The following is a 16,557-nucleotide window of genomic DNA, read 5'->3' on the forward strand; positions in this document are numbered from 1 at the left end:
CAGCAAGGCTTACATGCTGAAGGTCAGGGTGTAAATTTTTCTGGTTTTCCTTTTGCTGTTTCTAAACCAGCTTCTTGCCAGCCATCGGAACCATCCCGGTACCAGTAAAGATGAGAGTATCCCCATTGTGCTGCACGCTTGACTGCATTCCAAGACATCCAACAATCTGCAGTGCAGTAAATCACAATAGGGTAGTCTTGTCGTCCTCGTGATAAATCTTGTAAATACCGCAGAAAATAATCTGCCCAGGCCTCTTCTAACTCGCCTTGCCCGACATTGGGTAGCCAATGACTACCCGGAATGTGCAAGCGAGGCTCTTTCTCAATAAAAAAACCACTCTTCCAGGTCAATGGCTGCACATCTAGCAATATTGGTGTGGGCGTTTGTTTTAATAAAGTGACCAGCTGTTGGGTGGAAACCATTATTGCTTGAGCGTGCTGTTTGGGTGTTGGGCTGCGATAACGAAAAAGTCGATAGCCTTCCATGGTGTAAAGCTCACTTTCATCTTCTGGTGAGCTTGGCCAGGGTGTTGGCTCATTATGAACAGCCTGTTGTTCTTGCGCTGGTAGTGTTTGAGAGCATGAGAGCAGTAAACAAAACCAAGCGATCATTTTTTTCATACAGATTCACTCTTTCTAACAGTCTGTATTACACCGTGCTATCGAGGGTGAGGTACATTCTGCATTGGAGTGAAAAAACCAGTACTAAAGTACTGGTTCTGAGCGTCAGGAGTAAAAAGAAGCGACTAGTGGCGAGTAGCAAGGTAGGTGCCAGCACCTATCATAATAGACCCTGCTGAGCGGTTTAGGTTACGCATGGATTTTTCTGACTTAAAGAAGCTCCTGGCTTTAGACGCCATGTAAGCAATGATCATTAGCCCTAGCATGAGAGCGACAAGTTGCAGAGTGGAAGCTAATACAATATCGGTTGCACTTAGTGCCGATAAGTCCATGAATGTAGGCAAGAAAGCAATATAGAATAGAATGACTTTAGGGTTTGAGGCAGAGATCAAAAAGCCTTGCACAAAGCTCATGATGCCATGTCGGGGCTTGGCCGCAGAAGAGTCATCCGATAAGTCTATCGGTGTAGTCCAGAGCTTCCAGCCGAGGTAACAAAGGTAGGCGGCGCCAGCAAAACGAATTACAGTAAACACACCTCCCCAATGCTCAGCAATGGCCGCTAAACCAAAGCAGGCCAGCACTAGATAAATAATGTCACTGATGGTCATTCCTAAGGCGAGTGAAAAACATGAGCGGCTACCTTCCGTCATGGCTCGCGCTAAAATTGCGAAGATGCCAGGGCCTGGAGTAATGCCAAAAATAAAAATGGCGATAAAGAATGTAATAGCACTTTCGAAAGACATAGGGTTTAGCCTCGTTGGTGTTAGCTGGAGTGAGTTGCCAGCAACATAATATGAATTTATAACATGTATCAAACACTACTGACACAACGCTGTCAGTAGTGGAGCCATATGCTGGGTACTTCAATTAGTTAAGGAGTAGACAGCATGACAACAGTCGTTGAGATGGTAACCTTTAAATTAGCCGCAGGTATAAGCGAAGCACAGGTAGCAGAAACTTATGAGGGTGTGAATAATGTTCTAGTTGCGCAGCCAGGGTTTCACTATCGCTCTCAAAGTCATGATGGGAAAGGGAATTGGTTTGATGTGATTTATTGGGAAAACATGGAGAAGGCTAAAGCAGGCTCTGCTGCCTTTATCGATAGTAGTGCTGGGCAAGCATTGTGCGCTCTTATTGATGAAGAAAGCTGTAAAGTGCTTCATATGCCAGTTGCTACCTGCGCCATGGGATGTGACCCAGAGAACTAATCAAAACTAAACATAAGCAGCTCAAATAGAGCTGCTTATGTAGCTCATATTCGAGGCTAGGAGTAATTAAACAAGGTGAGAAAAGCGGAGCGTTTGTTTCAACTATTAACGATATTACGTAGCCGGCGAACAGTGGTTACTGCCTGTTATCTTGCTGAGCGTTTACAGGTGTCGGAACGAACAATCTATCGTGATATACAGGCGTTATCGCTTTCCGGTGTGCCCATTGAAGGAGAGGCCGGTGTTGGATATCGATTACATCCTGGCTTTACTGTGCCTCCGATCATGTTTGATCAGGATGAATTGGAAGCATTACTACTAGGGGTGCGAATGGTTCAGGGCTGGAGTGATGAAGCGCTTGGAAAAGCAGCGGATAGTGCTTTGCAAAAAATTCGTGCAGTACTCTCCGAGCGCCAGCACCAGGAGCATACGCTTAAACCTGAGTGGTTTGGCCGTTAGGGTTAGTCTTTTGGGGACGTGCATGGACTCTCGTTGCTTGGTGTGAGCTGCGACAGGCGTATCGGATGTTTCGGTTGGATAGAATTGGCCGTTTGCAGCTAGTCGCAAAAAATTTCGAGACGACTGACACTATCAGCTTGCAGCACTACCTAGAGCAGGTTAAATGTTCAGAATAATCAACGAAGTGGTGGTTTAAGGGTAGTTGGTTATAGATCTGTGTGTGGTAAAATAGCGATATACTTTACAAAGATGACGGTACAACGATGTTAGAAAAACCGACTCCTCCAGGGGATTATGAATGTTGCGAAAGCGCGTGTGAGCCATGCGTTTGGGATATATATTACGAAGATATGCGTGAATGGAAAGAGGAACAGGCGAAACTAAAAGCAGCTGAGAATACTGAAGGCAACAGCGAGATCGCCGAACCTTAGTTGCATCCTCAATAGCTGTTATCTCACCCGCTGGATACGAATTAGATTAGATCACTATGACGGGGCAGCTTTGCTCTTATTTTCCTTTCGCGGCACGTTGTGGGTTAAATCCGTTAATGGCCAGCAAAGAGAAAAGTATCGTAGTACTTAGAGTAACGCTGAAGGCAAGCAGATCAAATTTCATATACAGCGCATGCCTTACTAGTTCGACTGCATAGGTAAAAGGATTGCTAGAACAGATCCAATAGAGCCATTCGCTTGCTTCTTGCATTTTCCATAACGGATAAAGTGCTGAGGAGAGGAAAAACATTGGGAAAATCACAAAGTTCATCACCCCTGCAAAGTTTTCTAGCTGCTTTATCCATGATGAAATAAACAGACCGATAGCGCCGAGCATAACAGCGACCAGCAAAAATGCGGGTAGAGCTGTAAGGTACCCCCACAATGGCGGTTCAACGTCTACTAAAAGTGCTATGAGTAAGAAAGCATAGACTTGCAGTAACGATACCAGCGCGATAGAAAGAAGCTTACAGACCAGCAAAAACCAGCGTGGTAAAGGGCTCATCAAGAGTACCCGCATGCTACCCATCTCGCGATCATAGACCATAGATAGCGAGCTTTGCATGCCGTTAAATAGCAAGATCATGCAGCAAAGCCCTGGTGCAATATACACTTCATAAGTGATATAGGTTTCGTAGGGCTCAATAATCGCGATACCCAGTGCTGCACGAAACCCTGCTGCAAATACCACTAACCACAAAAGCGGACGAACCAATGCGCTAAAAAAGCGTGTACGTTGCTGTATAAAGCGCAGGTACTCGCGTACCAAAACACCCCTAAAGCAGTGCCAATACTGTGCTGAACTCATATTCATGCGGCGGCTACCGTTTGTTGTGTTAGGTGCTCAAAAGCATGGGCTAATTGCTCCTTACCACTAAGCGTGCATAAGTTCTGCCCTGTACTAGAGGAAAGAAGTTTTCCTTGGTGTAACAATAAAGCACGATCATTAGCATGGATTTCGTCAATCAGGTGGGTTGCCCACAACACCGTGAGTTGTTGATCTTCACAGAGTTGTCGGACATGTTGGTTTAATATTTTTCTGGTTTGTGGGTCGAGTCCAGAGGTGGGTTCGTCCAATAATAGTACGCTGGGTTGATGTAGTAGCGCTCTGGCAATCTCAACGCGCCTTCTGTGACCTCCATTGAGCGCTCTCACTTTTTCATTGGCTCTATCGGCCATCGACATACGATCAAGTTCTATTGCTATGCGTGCGTTCGCTTCAGCGCTGCTAAATCCATGTAATGCCGCATGGTAGACAAGGTTTTGTTGCACGCTAAGGTCAAGATCTAGTGTGCTTTGTTGAAAGACTACGCCTACTTGCTGCATGACTTGTGTGGGTGTCTTTTGCAGGTCTAATCCTTGCAATTGAATACTGCCACTTTGTAATGAGAAAAGTCGTGTCAGTAGAGCAAATAAGGTGCTTTTACCTGCACCGTTTGGGCCGAGTAAAGCACTAAACTCTCCACGCTCTAGTGTGAAGTTAAGGTCGCTTAGGGCCGTTTTTCTTCCGTAACTAAAGCTTAGTTGTTCAACGTTGATGCTCATTGTGATTTCACAACAATGCCCCAAGGGTAGCGACCTACCTTGATGGATTTTATGGCTTTCATTTTAGCGACATCAACGACAGTCACATCACCACTAATGCCATTGGTAGTGAGTAGTAGTGATTGGTCTGCGTTAAACGCCATATGCCACACTCGGCGTCCTACCAGAATATATTCTAAGACTTTAAACGTTTTGGTATCGATTACGGCAATGTGATTGGCAGGACCCAGTGCAACAAAGGCATATTGTCCATCATCACTGAGTTTAATACCTACGGGTTGAATTTTATCAGGGTGAACGCCTCGAATTTTAAAAGTGACCTTATGGGTGATTTGGCGACTGGCGACATCAATGATGGATACATTCCCGCCAATCTCTGAGCTGGCCCATAATACTTTGCTATCTTTTGAAAATTCCACATGACGGGGGCGTTGGTCAACTAGCGTGTTATCTACAAGCTGCATGGTTTCTGTATCGATCCAATGCACCATGTTAGTGGTTTCGCTGGTGTTAACTGCTATTTTCCCGTCAGGGCTAACGGCCATGCCTTCGGGCTCAACACCGACATCTATTTGTGCCAGCACTTCACTCGTTTGTGTGTCCACAATGGTCGCTAGGGCATCATCTTCATTGGCAATATAGAGGTGGCGGTCATTGGGGTGTAAAGCAAACTGCTCAGGGTCTTCGCCAGAGGGTAGTTCTTTAATGATTTGATGTGTTGATAAGTCCATTACTTGAACGGTGTCAGAGTCTGAAGCGCAGATATAAAGCTTACTTTGATCTTTGGAGAGGATAATGCCGCGTGGCCGCTGCCCTACATCAATCGTAGCGGTAACCTCATAGGTATCTAGGTTGATAACAGATAGCGTGTCATCTTTCTCATTAGACACGTAAGCTGTTTGAGCCTGTGCTGTTTGCACACTTAATAGCAGGGCTGAGATGGCTAAAAACTGAGTTAGGCGCTGTGTTTTTTTCATGGTTTTTTCCTATCGCTAAAAGCGCTTCGCTAGACGGCATTGGCTCTCTGGCGCATCAAATCCCAGCGTATCTAGCTCAGATGATGGGTGCAAAAAACCAGCCTGTGGTGATTGTGAGACAAGAGAGCGTGGGTGGACCAACGGTATTGGTTGTCTGAGCTGGCCATTCCACGTACGAAAATTAAGCTTGCGGCCTTTAAAGCCTGCCAGCTCGAACTTATCTGAAATAATGTATTGCTTTAATGTGTTTGTATCTGCGGTATTGGTACGTGTGACTGCTTCAGCAATAGAGCGCACAGCCAGCCAACTGGCGTAGTCTTTGCTGTCCATCCAACGGCCGGTGAGTTTTTCAAAACGACTCTGCAGCTGGGCTGCTCCCCACTGCTCAACGACTCTATGCCAAGCAACAGGGGTGAGCCCTTGAGTGCCCACAACAGGGCGTGGATACCAGGTGTTATATAAGACGTACTCGCCAAAATCACCCAGCTCATCGGCTACAACAACGACATCGTATTCTTCTGTTTGTGTAAATAGAGGCATCTCTTTTTGTGCTAAACGCCGCAGGTCTGTATCAAAACTCCATTGTTTTTGTGCCACTATTTTATTGCCAAAGCGTTTTGCGGCTCTTTGCATTGATTGTGCATAAGCGTGATCTGCCTCTGTACTGCCTTTAATCAGTAACCACTTATTCAATCGCTTCTCTGTTAGCCATTGGGCGAGTGCATCGGCCAACATGGCACGGCTAGGGATTGTGTGCAGTACATTGTCGATACATTGATTAACGCGTAGTGCGTTTTCTTTGGCTTGGGTGTTAAAAATTAGCACATCATCGGTTGTGCCAGTGTTCAGTGATGCTTTAGCCAACCACGTTGACGCTGTTTTGAGCGTATCGGCAGGCAGATCAAAAACAAATAAACGTATGCCTTGTTCGTAGCGGAACTGTATCTGTGTGAGGGTCTCTTCCGGGTTATCGCTAATGTCTGTCCTTAGGTGGAAAGTCTGCTTAAGAAATCGTCCTGTTGTGTTGCTATCTTGCAGGGCTAATTCAGCACCACGCAGGCCTGCATCCTTAGGCTCAGGAAGTATATTTGACAACACCGGACGGTGCTCTTGTTGTAGTTTTATATAGGCAATATCAACATCGAGTTGTGCATGTGCAGAGTGCATAAAGAAAAGTAGCCCACTCAATAAATATCGCAACAGGTACGTGCCTGGCCAACCTATGTAATTATTCATGATGACTCATTCTTATTTTTATTCGTAAAGTGGAGTACCCAGCATAAGCAGGAAGCACAGAGGGGGAAATATGAATAAAGTACAAAACTTTTAGTACTGAAGTAGTATTTTGTTGTTAGGCAGGCGCTTTAGCATAAGTAAGAGAAAATTAAAGATGCTATGCACGGGGTGATGAAATGCGATTGATTAATAAGCTACTTACACCGGCCATTTGTGCCGCTATGTTATTGTCTGGTCAGCAGGCGCTTGCCGAAGGAGACTTAACGAGACGCCCAGTGAAGCTACCAAACTTGGTGTTAGGCACGGAAGATAATCGTTACCACTTATCGCAAACACGTTATGAATTAGTAACGGGTAAGTCTTATAAACTGAAAATAATTTCTAGCGGCCAAACCGAATATGCTATTAAAGCACCGGGCTTTTTTCAGTCTATATTTCTTCGAAAAGTAGAAGCAGGCGATATGGAAATTAAAGCAATGAGCTTAACTGAACTGGAGTTTGAGCAGGAAGGAGAAGCCGAAATCTACTTTGTACCCGTAAAAACGGGTGAGTTTGAGTTTTACTCAGAAGGTTTGAAAGTAAAAGGTATGAAAGGGATTTTTAGTGTGAAGTAGGGAGCCGCATTTCCTTATGGTTACAAATGCCAAGCTGCCCATACCCTCTGTGAGTTTTCTCGTAATCATAGAGGGTATGTGGGTATCAAATGTCTCTCCCCAATACTCAAGCCCCGCTCGATCTAGTATCTCTATTTACTCAAGTAGCCCGTTGTTTATTAACAAAAAATACTCAGTTGTGATGGTGGACACTGTTCTGGCATTGGCGTTAAAACCTAGTACCAAGGAACTAGTTTTTGCGCGCCAAAGTACACTTTTTGGATTGCCAAGCTTACGTCATTATTTGATGAAGAGTGAAACACTGTCTATTTAAAACCGACAGATGTGTCGTGAAAACAAAAAAGTGGTGAATCTTATGTTCCTGAAAAACAAACTATTACTATCGACGGCTGCACTAGTGTTTTGTGCGGGTCTTTCAACTCAAGCGATGGCACATGGAGATGTGACACCTCAAGGTGTTGATACACAGGGATTGGATCCACTGGGTGAAGAATGGCTGGAAGAAAATCCATACCGCCCACCTTATGAAAAGAATGCACAGGCTATCAAGATTGGCTTCTCTGCCTATACTCAAAACTGTGCCCGTTGCCATGGTTTGGAAGGTATTTCCGGCGGTATAGCGCCTGACTTGCGAATGCTTGAAACTGGTCTTGAGGGTGATGAGTGGTATCAGTATCGTGTTGTGAACGGTGCGGTACGAGATGGTGCTGTTTACATGCCAAAAATGGCAGATTATCTGAGCCAAGAAGCGCTATGGGCGATCCGCACTTGGTTAGAATCGGTGAGTGTTGATGAGTAGGCTCTGCGTACTGGCAATCAGTATCTGCTTGGTGTTATCCGGACAGGTGCAAGCGCGAGCCTACGATGACGTGATTGCTTCAAGATATCTTACTGTTGGTGTTTATCATGATTTCCCTCCCTATTCTTATCTTGTCGATGGTCAGCCTAAAGGTGTTGATATCGAGCTTGGTAAAGCGATAGCCACCGCATTTGACCTTGAGCTGAAGTTACACTGGATCACGCCAGACGAAAATCTGGAAGATGACCTGCGCAATAATGTTTGGAAAGGTCATTATCTCGATAAGAATACAGAAAACCCGCTGGCGATGAAAAAGCTCGCTGATGTGATGATGCGGGTTCCGTATGACCGCGAGTTTGCATATCGACAAGATACCCAGACCGGTGAAATGGTGAATGAGCAGGTTGTTATGTTCGGGCCATATCAGCGTGAGTCTTGGCGGGTTTCGTTTGATGCAGAAAAAATTGAAGCAGTAAAAACTATGGCTATTTTTCAGTATTATCCGATTGGTGTTGAGATAGACAGCCTGCCTGATTTTTATCTGACATCAGGTTTTCGGGGCCGTATGCGCAAAAACGTTCATCATTATGGAAATGCACGTAAAGCCTTTAGCGCCATGCAAGACGGTAAGGTTAATGCCGTGATGGCAATGCGCTCAGAGATTGATCATCTGTTATTTGAGGCGAATGACCCGCGTTATAAAGTGGCTGAAAATGGTTTTCCATCAATGGGTAAGCAAAAATGGGATGTGGGTATGGCTGTAAAAAGTACATATCGGCAACTGGGCTACGCCATCGAGGAAGTTGTTGATGGCATGGTGCGCTCCGGTGAAATGGAAGCACTGTTTAGCCGCTATGGATTAACGTACGAACTACCAGGACTATATCAAGAAATACAATAGGAACGTCATTGATGGTTTCTAGTTCGAAGTGTTATTAGGAGGTGTAGATGCGTTTTATTAATGTGATCTTGTGTCGTGTTACTTTACTACTCTGTTTTGTAGTTAGTCCGGCCCTGCACGCCTCTGATGACCCTCTTCAGTCTCCTATGTGGGACTATTTACGTAATGTTTTTTTAGGCGATACGCCTTATCAATTTGATGATCGTATTGTTGTTTCTGTGCCTCCTTTTGCTGAAGACCCAACGCAAGTACCGGTGACGGTTGATGCTACAGGGCTGTCTGAAAAAATAGAAAAAATCGTGGTATGGGCAGACCTAAACCCCATTCAACATATCTATACCTATTACCCACTTAAAGATGTAAAACCTAACGTTTCTTTACGCATCAAGGTGCAACAGGCTACGCCTATACGTGCGGCTGTCTTAACAAAAAAAGGCCATTGGTTAATAGGTACTAGCTATTTAGATGCAGCGGGTGGCGGTTGCACAACACCTAGTGTGGCTAATGCCAGCCCATACTGGGAAAGTCATTTAGGTGAGATTAGCGCTAAGAAATTCCAACGAGAAGCGTTTGGTCGTTATAAGTTTAAAGTGGTGCACCCTATGGATACCGGGCTGGTGGATGCTATTCCAGAATTTTACCTGCAGCAGCTTGAGTTGCGTGATGCACAGGGAGATGCGCTGGTAAAAATGGACCTGTCACAACCGGTTAGTGAGAACCCGGTTTTTTCCTTTGATGTCACTCAACCGAGTGCACAGCACCGTTTATGGCTGCGCGATAATAATGGTAATGAGTTTGAGCAGCCGCTCTAGGAGAGATCAATGAAAAAGATACAGTGCTTGCTATGTTTTTTACTGGTTGGTCTTTCTTATTCTGTATTTGCGGCCAAGCTTTCCTATTTGCTAGAACCCCAAAAAATTGCGGATGATACCTGGCTACTACAAGGCAAGTTGGAAGATTTTACGCGTAAAAATGGCGGTAACATAGTCAATACCGCCTTTATCGTTACAGAGGATGGCGTTGTGGTCTTTGATACTGGGCCCTCTAAGCGTTATGGCGAAGCAATGCGCCAAGTGATCTCCTCGATCACGGATAAACCAGTTGTTCATGTGTTTAATAGCCATCATCACCCAGACCATTTTTTGGGAAATCAGGCCTTTAATGATACAAAAATTTGGGCGTTACCCGAAACCGGTAAGCTCATAGCGCAACACGGTAATGCTTTCGCCGAAAATATGTATCGCTTGGTGGGAGACTGGATGCGCTCTACTGAGGTGCAGTTACCGACTGAGCCGCTAGATATAGCTGCTGTGCCGTTGATGGCGGTGGGTAAACATCATTTTCGGTTTTTCAAAATGGTAGGGCATAGCGGTGCCGACCTGCTGATGCTAGATGAAACGACAGGGGTGCTTTTTGCCTCGGATATTGTGTTTTATCAACGCGCTTTAACAACACCGCATACACCTAGTTTAAGTGTGTGGATAGAGAATTTAGAGCAACTTAAAAACTGGCAATACAATACGATTGTGCCAGGCCATGGGCCTGTGGATACAACAGGCTTAGCGGTAGAGCAGATGATCGATTACTTGCATTGGTTGGATAACACGTTAACCGCTGCAGCGTCACAAGGGCTTAGTATGAATGAGGTTATGGCGCTACCTATCGATGAACGTTTTAGTGGCATATCCCTGACAAGATCAGAGTTTGTGCGTTCGGTATTTCATCTTTATAGCCGCTACGAAGAAGCCTCTTTTTAAACACATTAATACGACCAAACATCTGCAAGACTTTTGGCGCCCTCGTGGCGTCTTTTTTTGCTTATTTGGAACAGGTAGTAGTACTAAGTAACGAGAAAAGTTGTTCTGGGGTGTAATTGTTGGAATCTACTAAAACTTCAAAATGAGGGACATGATTCGGGGAAGCTTTCCCGGCTCACCCCACAATAAAAAACGATTCCGTAAAGGAGCTAGTGATGAACAAAACGACTTTAGGCACAGGTTTCGCGGTCAGCACGCTCGCCGCAGCTATCTCGTTCTCTGCTGTTGTTTCGGCCGGTGTAACTGATAAAGATATTATGAATGATCAGGCAACAACGGGTGATGTTGTTTCCAATGGTATGGGTTTACGCGGACAGCGCTACAGCACATTGACGGCCGTTAACCCAAATACAGTTAAAGACCTTCGCCCAGTGTGGGCGTTCTCGTTTGGTGGTGAAAAACAACGCGGGCAAGAGTCTCAGCCTGTTGTTAAAGACGGTGTGATGTTTGTGACGGGTTCTTACTCACGTGTTTTTGCTATTGATGTTAAAACCGGCGATGAGTTGTGGCAGTATGATGCTCGCTTACCTGATGCCATCATGCCGTGCTGTGATGTCATCAACCGCGGTGTAGCTTTGTACGGTGATCTCGTTATCTTTGGTACCTTGGATGCCAAGCTGGTCGCCTTGAACAAAGATACCGGTAAAGTGGTGTGGAAAAAGAAAGTGGAAGATTATAAAGCGGGTTATTCATTAACCGCGGCTCCCATTATTGTTAAAGGTAAAGTCATTACGGGTGTTTCCGGTGGTGAGTTCGGCGTTGTCGGTAAAGTAGAAGCTTACGATGCGAAAACAGGACAATTAGCGTGGACACGCCCTACGGTTGAAGGCCACATGGGTTATGTATGGAAAGATGGCAAAAAAGTTGAAAGCGGTATTTCTGGTGGCGAAGCCGGTAAAACTTGGCCTGGCGACTTATGGAAAACCGGTGGTGCAGCCACATGGTTAGGCGGCACCTATGATGCTGACGTAGATCTACTCTTCTTTGGTACAGGTAACCCAGCACCATGGAACTCTCACTTGCGCCCTGGGGATAACCTGTTCTCTTCTTCACGTTTAGGTATTGATCCTGATGATGGGAAAATCGTATGGCACTTCCAAACTACACCGCATGATGGTTGGGATTACGATGGTGTAAACGAGCTAATCTCTTTTGACTACAAAGCTGACGGAAAAACCATTAAGGCGGCAGGGACTGCTGACCGTAACGGTTTTTTCTATGTCTTGAATCGCGAGAACGGCGGCTTTATTCGTGGTTTCCCGTTTGTGGATAAAATGACATGGGCTAAAGGACTGGATGAAAACGGACGTCCGATTTATAACGAGGCATTTCGTCCGGGAAATCCGGCAGCGTCAGCTGATGGTAAACAGGGTAGCTCAGTTGCAGCAGCACCGGCGTTCTTAGGCGGTAAGAACTGGATGCCGATGTCATACAGTAAGGACACGGGTTTGTTCTATGTGCCTTCCAATGAGTGGGAAATGGATATCTGGAATGAGCCAGTATCGTACAAGAAAGGGGCGGCATACCTAGGTGCAGGCTTTACTATCAAAGCCGTTAATGAAGACTACATTGGTGTGTTGCGTGCGATAGATCCTAAGACCGGGAAAGTGGTTTGGGATTACAAGAACTACTCACCATTGTGGGGTGGCACTATGGTTACTAAGGGTAACCTAGTGTTTATGGGTACGCCAGAAGGTTACCTGAAAGCATTTAATGCGAAAACAGGCGAAGAGATGTACAAGTTCAATACAGGCTCCGGGATTGTCGGTACGCCAATTACCTGGGATATGGGTGGAGAGCAGTATGTTTCCGTTGTGTCCGGTTGGGGTGGCGCGGTTCCATTGTGGGGCGGTGAAGTGGCTAAACGTATTAAAAACTTAAACCAAGGCGGCATGGTTTGGACGTTTAAGCTACCAAAACAGAACGCGAACCTAGCAAGTAACTAATTGATTTAGGGACTAGCTCTTTAAATTCAATCCTTGAAATAGGAATGCAAAAAAGCCTGAACTCGTAAGAGCCAGGCTTTTTTTAACGTTCTAATAATGCTTTACAGCGTTGGCGCAACATATCACGAAACATGATTACTGCGGGTGTGACCTGTTTTCTATTGGGGCAGACCAGCCATAAATTAGCCGCTTCTGTTGAGTATCCTTGCATTAATTCGACAACCCTCCCTGCTTGAAGGTCTTCTGCCATATCTAGTCTAGATTTGAATGCAACTCCTTGGCCTGATACGGCCCAACGGTGAACGAGGTCAGCATCATTGCAAATACGGTTGCCTTGTACCCTGATACGCATTAGCTCTTGGTCATCGCGAAAACTCCACAAATCGTATGTGCGGTCTCCTAACAAGTATAAAAGACAGTTGTGTTCGGCAAGGTCGTTAGGATGCTTTGGCTGGCCATGACGCTCAACATATTCGGGTGATGCGCATACCACCCGATCAGATTCGCAGATGGGGAATGCGATGAGGGAAGAGTCTTCGGGTTTCCCGTAGCGTAATGCGATATCCACGCGGTCATGGTAAAAGTCTGAGAGGCTATCGCTGGCATTTAGGCTTATCGAAAGCTGAGGATGTTGTTGCATAAAATCATCGAGCCAAGGCAGTAAAACGTTTCTTCCAAAATCGGAAGAAACAGATATGCGCAACGCACCATTGAGTCGTGTTTTGTCTTGTTCAAGAGCTTCTTGAGCTTCTTTAAGTTCAGAGAGTGCACGCCGACAGTGAGGAAGGTAGCGCTCTCCAGCCTCTGTTAAGCGTAGCTTGCGAGTGGAGCGGATAAAGAGGCTGGTATCTAATTGTTGTTCTAAACGTTTCAGTGCGGCACTGGCAGTGGCGGGTGATAAGTCTAGTTCTCGGGCAGCTGCTGTAATATTCCCGCTATCGGCAGTGCGAATAAAAAGATCAAGATCAGATAGCTTCATGAAAAAAGGTGCCCATAAATATAATAAAAATTACCCTGCTTATTTTATGCCTTTTATAATAAAGACACCTTAACTATTGAGCCAGCTGGCTTGTTAGAAAATTATTTTCGGGGTTCGAAAATGTCATAAATAGAGATATGAAAATGCTTAAATGTGCTTTTTCAGAGCAAAAAATGAGGATGCGACAATAAGTAATATTAAAATAAAATATGACAGTAATAATGGTTTTAATTTTTATAAATTGTTGATTATTAAGTTTAATTTAAATATTTTTATGTTTTTTCTGTGTGGTTTTCTAATGCCTCGCTCTCATTATAAGCACTAAAGTAGTAGTTTTTCGCTTCCAAAGGGTGATACCTGACTTGGCTTGTGAGTCGCTAATATCGAACTGTGATTAATTGAATGGCGCCTGCTGGTTGGGCAGGGCTGATATAACAAGAAAGAGGCCAAGAAGATGATTTATGCACAGCCAGGAGCTGAAGGCTCAGTTGTTACTTTTCAAGAGCGCTATGGTAACTACATCGGTGGCGAATGGGTTGCACCGGTTAATGGACAATACTTTAAAAACGTATCACCCGTAGATGGTGAGTCTTTTTGTGAAATCCCTCGCTCAACAGAAGCCGATATTAATTTAGCACTGGATGCAGCACATGCAGCCAAAGATGCATGGGCGGGAACTTCTGTTACAGCGCGTTCAAATATCTTATTAAAAATTGCTGACAGAATTGAAGCTAATCTCGAAAGGTTGGCTGTAGCAGAAACATGGGACAACGGTAAAGCTGTACGTGAAACCCTAAATGCTGATGTACCTTTATGTGTGGATCATTTCCGTTATTACGCAGGTTGTATTCGTGCACAAGAAGGTTCTATTGGCGAAATTGATGGTAATACTGTTGCCTACCATTTCCATGAGCCGCTTGGGGTTGTTGGTCAGATCATTCCTTGGAACTTCCCGTTATTGATGGCTGCTTGGAAGCTTGCTCCTGCACTTGTCGCGGGTAACTGTGTTGTGCTTAAGCCAGCTGAGCAGACGCCAGCGTCAATTCTTGTGTTAATGGAAGTCATTGGTGACTTATTACCAGCGGGTGTTTTGAATGTTGTAAATGGTTACGGTGCTGAAGCAGGGCAAGCACTAGCGACTAGCAAGCGTATTGCCAAGATTGCTTTCACTGGATCAACGCCAGTCGGTTCGCATATTTTAAAATGTGCAGCTGAAAACATTATTCCTTCAACAGTAGAGCTAGGTGGTAAGTCTCCGAATATCTACTTCGAAGATATCATGAACCATGAAGATGAATTCATTAGTAAGTGTGTCGAAGGAACAGTACTCGCATTCTTTAACCAAGGTGAAGTATGTACTTGCCCATCACGCTTGTTGGTTCAGGAATCTATTTACGACAAGTTCATCGAGATGGTCATTAAGCGTATTGGCCAGATTAAACGTGGTAACCCTCTTGATACTGAAGTTATGGTGGGTGCTCAGGCCTCACAAGAACAGTTTGATAAGATCTTGAGCTACTTCGAAATCGGTCGTGAAGAAGGTGCAGAAGTATTGATAGGTGGCGGTGCTGAAAGCTTAAGTGATGGCTTAAATAATGGTTACTATATTCAGCCAACGTTACTGAAAGGTAACAACAGCATGCGTGTATTCCAGGAAGAAATTTTTGGCCCAGTCGTCTCTGTGACAACCTTTAAAGATGAAGCAGAAGCGTTGGAAATTGCTAACGATACTGAGTTTGGTTTAGGTGCAGGGTTATGGACACGTGATATGAATCGTTCATACCGCATGGGTCGTGGTATTCAAGCCGGTCGTGTATGGACTAACTGTTATCACCATTATCCAGCACATTCTGCATTCGGTGGTTACAAGAAATCGGGTGTTGGCCGTGAAACACATAAAATGATGTTGGATCATTATCAGCAGACCAAGAATATGTTGGTTAGCTACGATATTAATCCGATGGGCTTCTTCTAAGCTTACGATCTACTTGGGTCTTTTAGAGGGCTTCGGCCCTCTTTTTTGTTTAAAGGCTATCGTGGTAATTCCATTCCTTTTTTGACGGATACCTTGTCCCTATTAGCTAGCTTAGATTGGTAAAGGGCTTGATCGACGTTATAGAGGGATTCTTTAATCGTGACAGATGGCAAAAAGTTTGAGACTCCTGCACTGGCCGTCATTTTTCCAATATGTTTGTAGGAATGTTCGCGTATTTTGGCCAGTAGTTTTTCTGCTAGATTTCTCCCTTCTTCAACATCGATGTGAGGGCAGACAATAATGAATTCTTCTCCTCCCCATCGGCCAACGTAATCGGTGCTACGAACGTTTTCTTGTAAAACGTTAGAGAGTTCAACTAATACAGCATCACCAACAGCATGCCCGTAGGTATCATTTACACGTTTAAAGAAATCTATATCAAGCAAGATAATGGAGGCATTAACGTTATAACGGTCTACCTCTGCTTTTTGTTCGATCAGAACATCATCCATTTTTACTCGGTTATAAAGCCCTGTTAACTTGTCTGTAACAGATAGCTTTTTAAGGCGCTGGTTCAGCCTTCTGAGCTGATGGTAGTGATAGATAAAACCGAGTGATAATAAGAATAAGCCAATGATAATCTTCCACATGAGAGAATAATCAAAAGAGACTTCTTGCTTAACAGGTACCCACTTATTGAATGTCGCCTGTTTAAATTCAGGATCAATATTGTGTATGAGTTTTTGAAATATCTCCTGCAGCAGGGGCTCATCATTTCGTGTGGCGATTGATAGGTTGATATCATTCTCTAATCTAGATGATATCTTTAAGCTGCCGGTATAATCTTTCTGTATGGCTGTCGCAATCGTCATGAGGTTATCAATGTAGCCATAGAGTTGGCCATTCTCTACTTGCTGTAACCCGTCATTGATAGATTCGACCTCTATAATATTGATTCCCGGGACTTCTTTACGCAAACTTTCTTCTACG

18 protein-coding genes and 1 pseudogene are annotated in these 16,557 nt (G+C 44.7%); 11 read left to right on the plus strand and 8 right to left on the minus strand.

What is annotated here, in order from left to right; translation table 11 throughout:
- Positions 1 to 23 precede the first annotated feature (23 nt).
- Together G511_RS21615 and G511_RS0103000 are read right to left on the minus strand one after the other, a co-directional pair.
- Entirely contained in the window at positions 24 to 620 is a 597-nt protein-coding gene (locus tag G511_RS21615) for a rhodanese-like domain-containing protein (protein WP_211224851.1), read from the minus strand.
- 125 nt (positions 621 to 745) lie between these two features.
- Positions 746 to 1,363, minus strand: coding sequence for a LysE family translocator (locus G511_RS0103000; protein ID WP_028468314.1), 618 nt, complete (start codon positions 1,361 to 1,363; stop codon positions 746 to 748).
- Positions 1,364 to 1,507: 144 nt separating this feature from the next.
- Here G511_RS0103000 and G511_RS0103005 point away from each other — a divergent pair, with 144 nt between their 5' ends.
- From G511_RS0103005 to G511_RS24115, 4 genes and pseudogenes are all read left to right on the plus strand, one after another.
- Complete coding sequence (locus tag G511_RS0103005; RefSeq protein WP_028468315.1) at positions 1,508 to 1,828, plus strand: antibiotic biosynthesis monooxygenase family protein; 321 nt, start codon at positions 1,508 to 1,510, stop codon at positions 1,826 to 1,828.
- A 75-nt stretch (positions 1,829 to 1,903) separates the two neighbouring features.
- On the plus strand, positions 1,904 to 2,287 hold the full coding sequence (locus tag G511_RS21620) for a helix-turn-helix transcriptional regulator (RefSeq protein ID WP_245573802.1): 384 nt from the start codon (positions 1,904 to 1,906) through the stop codon (positions 2,285 to 2,287).
- Positions 2,272 to 2,334 (plus strand): annotated as a pseudogene (locus tag G511_RS24975) (WYL domain-containing protein); the annotation flags it as partial. The gene G511_RS21620 and the pseudogene G511_RS24975, both read left to right, overlap by 16 nt.
- A gap of 216 nt (positions 2,335 to 2,550) precedes the next feature.
- Positions 2,551 to 2,718 carry an oxidoreductase-like domain-containing protein gene (locus G511_RS24115; RefSeq protein ID WP_084628991.1) on the plus strand — a complete coding sequence of 56 codons (168 nt, stop codon included), beginning with the start codon at positions 2,551 to 2,553 and terminating at the stop codon, positions 2,716 to 2,718.
- Positions 2,719 to 2,794: 76 nt separating this feature from the next.
- Here G511_RS24115 and G511_RS0103020 read toward each other — a convergent pair whose 3' ends face one another.
- The 4 genes from G511_RS0103020 to G511_RS21625 are packed head-to-tail and all read right to left on the minus strand — an operon-like array spanning position 2,795 to position 6,536.
- Positions 2,795 to 3,592, minus strand: a complete 798-nt coding sequence (locus tag G511_RS0103020) for an ABC transporter permease (RefSeq protein ID WP_342664780.1) — start codon at positions 3,590 to 3,592, stop codon at positions 2,795 to 2,797.
- On the minus strand, positions 3,589 to 4,323 hold the full coding sequence (locus tag G511_RS0103025; protein WP_028468318.1) for an ABC transporter ATP-binding protein: 735 nt from the start codon (positions 4,321 to 4,323) through the stop codon (positions 3,589 to 3,591). Before G511_RS0103025 ends, G511_RS0103020 begins: the two co-directional genes overlap by 4 nt.
- Positions 4,320 to 5,300 carry a YVTN family beta-propeller repeat protein gene (locus tag G511_RS0103030; RefSeq protein ID WP_028468319.1) on the minus strand — a complete coding sequence of 327 codons (981 nt, stop codon included), beginning with the start codon at positions 5,298 to 5,300 and terminating at the stop codon, positions 4,320 to 4,322. Before G511_RS0103030 ends, G511_RS0103025 begins: the two co-directional genes overlap by 4 nt.
- A gap of 15 nt (positions 5,301 to 5,315) precedes the next feature.
- Positions 5,316 to 6,536 carry an ABC transporter substrate-binding protein gene (locus G511_RS21625; protein WP_036551045.1) on the minus strand — a complete coding sequence of 407 codons (1,221 nt, stop codon included), beginning with the start codon at positions 6,534 to 6,536 and terminating at the stop codon, positions 5,316 to 5,318.
- Between the two features lie 176 nt (positions 6,537 to 6,712).
- On the opposite strand from G511_RS21625, the gene G511_RS0103040 reads away from it, so the two are divergent.
- From G511_RS0103040 to G511_RS0103065, 6 genes are all read left to right on the plus strand, one after another.
- On the plus strand, positions 6,713 to 7,150 hold the full coding sequence (locus tag G511_RS0103040) for a cupredoxin domain-containing protein (RefSeq protein WP_036551047.1): 438 nt from the start codon (positions 6,713 to 6,715) through the stop codon (positions 7,148 to 7,150).
- Positions 7,151 to 7,505: 355 nt separating this feature from the next.
- Entirely contained in the window at positions 7,506 to 7,949 is a 444-nt protein-coding gene (gene pedF / locus G511_RS0103045) for a cytochrome c-550 PedF (RefSeq protein ID WP_028468515.1), read from the plus strand.
- Positions 7,942 to 8,850 carry a substrate-binding periplasmic protein gene (locus tag G511_RS0103050; protein ID WP_036551049.1) on the plus strand — a complete coding sequence of 303 codons (909 nt, stop codon included), beginning with the start codon at positions 7,942 to 7,944 and terminating at the stop codon, positions 8,848 to 8,850. Before pedF ends, G511_RS0103050 begins: the two co-directional genes overlap by 8 nt.
- Positions 8,851 to 8,897: 47 nt before the next feature.
- Entirely contained in the window at positions 8,898 to 9,662 is a 765-nt protein-coding gene (locus G511_RS0103055; protein WP_051221476.1) for a quinoprotein dehydrogenase-associated SoxYZ-like carrier, read from the plus strand.
- Positions 9,663 to 9,671: 9 nt separating this feature from the next.
- Positions 9,672 to 10,607 (plus strand): quinoprotein relay system zinc metallohydrolase 1, encoded by a 936-nt coding sequence (locus tag G511_RS0103060; protein WP_036551052.1) that lies wholly within the window; start codon positions 9,672 to 9,674, stop codon positions 10,605 to 10,607.
- Between the two features lie 215 nt (positions 10,608 to 10,822).
- Positions 10,823 to 12,613, plus strand: a complete 1,791-nt coding sequence (locus tag G511_RS0103065) for a PQQ-dependent methanol/ethanol family dehydrogenase (RefSeq protein WP_028468324.1) — start codon at positions 10,823 to 10,825, stop codon at positions 12,611 to 12,613.
- An 82-nt stretch (positions 12,614 to 12,695) separates the two neighbouring features.
- Here G511_RS0103065 and G511_RS0103070 read toward each other — a convergent pair whose 3' ends face one another.
- A complete protein-coding gene (locus tag G511_RS0103070) occupies positions 12,696 to 13,592 on the minus strand; it encodes a LysR family transcriptional regulator (RefSeq protein ID WP_028468325.1) in 897 nt (298 codons plus the stop codon).
- Positions 13,593 to 14,046: 454 nt separating this feature from the next.
- Here G511_RS0103070 and exaC point away from each other — a divergent pair, with 454 nt between their 5' ends.
- Positions 14,047 to 15,567: an acetaldehyde dehydrogenase ExaC gene (gene exaC / locus G511_RS0103075; protein ID WP_028468326.1), complete on the plus strand. Its 1,521-nt coding sequence runs from the start codon at positions 14,047 to 14,049 to the stop codon at positions 15,565 to 15,567.
- Between the two features lie 56 nt (positions 15,568 to 15,623).
- On the opposite strand, the gene G511_RS24600 is transcribed toward exaC, so the two are convergent.
- Complete coding sequence (locus G511_RS24600) at positions 15,624 to 16,544, minus strand: transporter substrate-binding domain-containing diguanylate cyclase (RefSeq protein WP_211224852.1); 921 nt, start codon at positions 16,542 to 16,544, stop codon at positions 15,624 to 15,626.
- Between the last annotated feature and the right edge of the window lie 13 nt (positions 16,545 to 16,557).

The organism is Neptunomonas japonica DSM 18939 (assembly GCF_000422765.1).
In the GTDB taxonomy this organism is placed as follows: Bacteria; Pseudomonadota; Gammaproteobacteria; order Pseudomonadales; family Balneatricaceae; genus Neptunomonas; species Neptunomonas japonica.